The 4,338-nt window shown below is 38.0% G+C and carries 5 protein-coding genes; all 5 read right to left on the reverse strand.

Features of this window, described 5'->3' with window-relative positions; translation table 11 throughout:
- Positions 1 to 172: 172 nt before the first annotated feature.
- Positions 173 to 1,612, reverse strand: a complete 1,440-nt coding sequence (locus ACRRU2_RS28415; RefSeq protein ID WP_432506813.1) for a hypothetical protein — start codon at positions 1,610 to 1,612, stop codon at positions 173 to 175.
- Entirely contained in the window at positions 1,599 to 2,135 is a 537-nt protein-coding gene (locus ACRRU2_RS28420) for an RNA polymerase sigma factor (RefSeq protein WP_432506815.1), read from the reverse strand. The genes ACRRU2_RS28415 and ACRRU2_RS28420 overlap by 14 nt, the downstream gene beginning before the upstream one ends.
- Positions 2,136 to 2,446: 311 nt before the next feature.
- On the reverse strand, positions 2,447 to 2,986 hold the full coding sequence (locus ACRRU2_RS28425; protein ID WP_432506817.1) for a DoxX family protein: 540 nt from the start codon (positions 2,984 to 2,986) through the stop codon (positions 2,447 to 2,449).
- A 275-nt stretch (positions 2,987 to 3,261) separates the two neighbouring features.
- Positions 3,262 to 3,666, reverse strand: coding sequence for a DUF2809 domain-containing protein (locus ACRRU2_RS28430; RefSeq protein ID WP_432506819.1), 405 nt, complete (start codon positions 3,664 to 3,666; stop codon positions 3,262 to 3,264).
- A 20-nt stretch (positions 3,667 to 3,686) separates the two neighbouring features.
- Positions 3,687 to 3,899 (reverse strand): hypothetical protein, encoded by a 213-nt coding sequence (locus ACRRU2_RS28435; protein WP_331701866.1) that lies wholly within the window; start codon positions 3,897 to 3,899, stop codon positions 3,687 to 3,689.
- Between the last annotated feature and the right edge of the window lie 439 nt (positions 3,900 to 4,338).

The raw sequence follows: 4,338 nt of genomic DNA on the forward strand, positions 1-4,338 counted from the left end.
CAAAAAAAAACAGCCGGCGGCCTTAAATATTCATTCTCTTGACGAGAAGCATATTAATTGTAAAGGTCACAACATGAAATACCCTTGATCCATCCAAGATCAAGGGTTTCCTGTTTAGCAAAATGGAGCTTTTATTAACTAGTGTGTTAAAATTTTTATTTTAATTATCTTGTTATTTAACCGGTATTCGAGTGCCATTAATAATTATTGCTTTAACTTTGGAAATATCTAAAGGTGCTTTCGTATCCCAATTTGAATTGAAGGTATGTTTATCAGAGTTCTGGCTTCCTCCACCACCTTCCAATGGGATAATACTATCTACTGTTTCAATCTCAAGCAGCATATCACTAACCATGCAATTCTCACCTTTATAGGTACCAATTACTTGTAATCCTAAAGGACTGAGGGTTATATATTCAAAAAGATGACCTTCAACTGAAATATCATTTTTCCAAGTACGTAAATTGGCAGTCGTATCACTTGAATTTGCCGCCACATTCCAGCTGCCTTCAACCCCAGAATAAACGGAACCCGTATAATAAAGAGTGTATTTACTAAGATTTTCGCCACTTACAGGAAATACATATTCCTCATATTTATATTTAGCGTCACCATAATCGTAATTTTTAGGATCAAGAAGGTTATTTTTCTTATCACTGAGAAATACCAAACTATAATCATTGGAGATTAAATTACCGTCTGGACTCTTTAGAGAAAGCATGGCATCACTAGGACCAAACTCTTTATTAAATATGTTTCCTATCTGCACATGCAATTTTCCGTCTATAATACCGATATTTGAAACCCATTGATCTTTTTCACCATGGGGCATGGAAGCATAATCCCCTGGCATAAGTGCCTCTGTTAATGAACTGAGGTCACTTGGTACATTACTGCCCCCAAAAATCTGTGCTTTTTCAATAGGAATCGTTTCTACATCATTAATTCCTGTAAGGGATACGGAAATGGGTTCGTCTATATAGGCTTTTTCGTCAAAATAAACAAGGAAACTGCCAAGCTCCAACGGATCTGTTAATGGTGTGTCTGGGTCAGCCGTTACATTAAACTCATAATAAATGGTATTCGTATCTTTATTAAAATAAAGCATTTTTTGTTTCCATGACAGGCTGGCTGATAAAACTTCGTCTCCACTTTTGGCTCCCTCTTTTGTTTGTGAGCGCATTTTTACATTAAATCCGTCTCTAAAATCAGTTTGTTCCGTCAATCGGTTTTGACCTGTTCTATCCTGAAGAGATAGGTAAATAATCGCCCTATTATCATATTTCTGTGCACCGATAACCTCCATGCGAATTCCTTCGTCCTCACTATAGACTCCTACTGGTTCAACAATTTTACCAAAATCAGGATTAAACCTTTCTATAAACCAATCAAAATTTCCTAAAGATGCAGCAGTTGCACTAGTAACCAATGCGAACGATATCGCAATAGCTGCAATTGTTGACCTTGTCCACCGTTTGCGGCGCCTAGCAGGTATGTCAGCACTACCTTCATACAATCGGCTTTTAACCTGTTCTGCAAGTTTACTTGAATCAACCGTAATTTGGGAGAACATGTCATGTATATGTTTTTCGTCCATATTAAATTTGCCCATAGTTAGACTCCTTTCTACCATATGCAATATTAAGATATTTAACTATTTTATCTTTGGCCCGTTGATATTGCTTGCGTAATGCAGCTGGAGAACTTCCTGTAAGCTGAGATAGCTCCTCGTAGCTCTGCCCATTCATAATCCGCCCATATAACAAGGCGCGTTCCATAGGTTTAAGCTTCTTTAACGCATGAAGCATCTCATCACTCAAACCTTTATCTTTTTCTGGTAAAACGACTTCACTACGAATATCATGAAAATATAGGACCTTATGCTTTTTTAGTTGATTTAAACAGCGATTATATGTAATTTTGTACAACCACGCAGATAGGTTATTGCCATCAAAACTATTCCGATTTTGATAAGCTGAAAGAAAGACTTCTTGTACAATATTTTCTGCTTCATGATAATCACATTGAATCGCTGTTGCATAGCGAAGGAGTTTTTCACCATATAGATTGATTATCTCTTCCAGTTCATCTTCTCCGCCATTAACAAACCTTTTTCCAATGTCTATTTCCTCCATAAGCTCACCTCCTTTTATTTATCAGTCGACTGTACCCTTATAACAGATCAAAGAGCTATTTTGTGACATAATTTTTTAATTTATCGATATTATATTAATTAAAAATGAAAGTGAATAATGCAAGTCAGCTTTTTTCGCTGGCTAAGGGTCATTAATAACTGTTAGAATTCTGCGCAGCAGGAACTCTGAATTTTATAAATTTAATAATAGTATTGATAAACGGCTTCGCGTCCTTCAGTGAAATATAAAAAGCCAACCCGATAGGAGTTGGCTTTTGACTGATTGATTAGTGACTAGTGGTTTGAAGGAAACTATTTGAGCAGCAAGCCTGCATCATTGGTTGGATGATTGTTCTTTTTATTGTGGAAGAGGTGATCCAAGCCTTTGTGCATCCACGGTAGAACATAACGGTCAAGTCCGAAGCGGCCAGCGTTAGCGCCTGCCAAGATAACGATGAAGCCTAGAAGAAGCAGCCAAGGGTTCGTGCTTACAGTGCCGGCGAACATGAACATGAAGTTCATTAAGACTCCGAAGAAAGCGGCTGTGACGGTAAGTGTGCCAAGGATGAGTCCAAGTCCTACTAGAAATTCACCCCAAGGGATTGCAATGTTGATTATTTTGGCGTTTGGTAATGCAATGTGTTCTAGAAAAGCGGTGAAGGTTGGGTAAACGGCCTCGCCAGTTGCTTTATCCATTACCGGGTTATTTGCTGCTGCTGTCAGGAACCCTGTAGCGTCAAATCCTCCGGTAATTTTATGCCATCCAGCTGTTAACCAAGCATATCCAGCGACGAAGCGGACGATTGTGACTAGAAGGCCCGCTATTTTATTTTCTCTCCAAAATTTTAACATGTTACTCACTCCTTATTATTCATTCTCATTTATGAATACATTCCGTTTAGATCAGCTTCTGCTGCTCCGATACTTGGGATTGTCGTCTATTCATCGGAATCACCATCCTCATGTTATGTCTTGATGTTTTGGCTTTGTTGTATTTGATGTCTTAATTATAAAATCTGCACAAACTCTATATTGTGATTTAAATCACATAGTTATGCCGAGAAAGTGACTACTTTGTGAATTAATTCACTTTGTTGTTTAACTCTTGTTACTGGCCCACCTTACCTCTACCGCAAACTGCCGTTTCTCATAAGATAAATCCCTTTATCCACTAGGTACATGACCAAAATCCCAATAGCATACCTTACTAAATCTATGTATAAAAAACCTTTGCCTAAAATTAATCCACCAAGAATGTTGCCCCTGATCGCATTGATCCAATCAGCTTGATACAACTGGCTAACCTCTATAACTATACAAAACATTATGCTCAGCAACAGGGACCATTCAATAGACTTTTTTATAAGGATAACGCGAAAAACGCAATAAATCATAGCAGCCCATAACGCATCTCCAAAATGCTCCACTACAAAATGGGGCAAAGACTTTGAAAATATTCTCGTACTTAGCCCGGCAACGAGAATAAAGCAAGTCGCTACAATATAGGCGAGCCTAACTTTTATACGCATCATTCATATCCCCCAGCCAATTATCATTTGCTCAAAAGAAAGACAATCCACACTGCCAACCCCATTAGTAACAGTCCTAAGCCAACTATAATTAGTGTTTTTAATTTTCTTGTTGCCCATTTCTTTTTGTAGGGATAGGCAGTCGTATTGTACATAAAGCCGATATGCTTTTTTCTTATCGATCCCCAGGCTGCAATCATTATAAAAAATAAGGCATTCTTGATTTTATCTATCAAGCTATCACCTCTGAACGTTCTTTTTACACCATTTTATCAGTAGAGACCATTTTTCGATACAAGAAGAACCGCTGCACGTCCTTGGCTACGGATGTGCCGTTTCTCGGTGAAATATAGGTTCATGTATAAGATGAAAACATATACTTTCCTATATCAAGGATAAACGGCTCTGCTGCCCTTTGAAAAATTATAACTCAACTTTCGCGGTTTAAATTTAGCAGGTAAGCCTTGAAGTAACGGGTGAAACCGGCGATCCATTACTGGAGACCGGTTAACTTACTTCGTCGCAGAGTATACTGAGCAATGATGAACTTCTAAGGGTTGCCACAAACGCTATTCATGCAAAAATGATGGTTTAAATTTTCTAACGGTTGCTGTGGCGCTTAATTTCTCTAAAAGTATTGATTTTGATCGAGAAAGGGTACAATAGTGCTCGTGA

Source organism: Paenibacillus sp. GXUN7292 (assembly GCF_050864975.1).
Taxonomy (GTDB): domain Bacteria; phylum Bacillota; class Bacilli; order Paenibacillales; family Paenibacillaceae; genus Pristimantibacillus.

Excerpts from the sequence above, each read along its gene's own strand:
- ACRRU2_RS28415 (WP_432506813.1), bottom strand. The coding sequence starts at position 1,612 with ATGGGCAAATTTAATATGGACGAAAAACATATACATGACATGTTCTCC.
- ACRRU2_RS28420 (WP_432506815.1), bottom strand. The coding sequence starts at position 2,135 with ATGGAGGAAATAGACATTGGAAAAAGGTTTGTTAATGGCGGAGAAGAT.
- ACRRU2_RS28425 (WP_432506817.1), bottom strand. The coding sequence starts at position 2,986 with ATGTTAAAATTTTGGAGAGAAAATAAAATAGCGGGCCTTCTAGTCACA.
- ACRRU2_RS28430 (WP_432506819.1), bottom strand. The coding sequence starts at position 3,666 with ATGATGCGTATAAAAGTTAGGCTCGCCTATATTGTAGCGACTTGCTTT.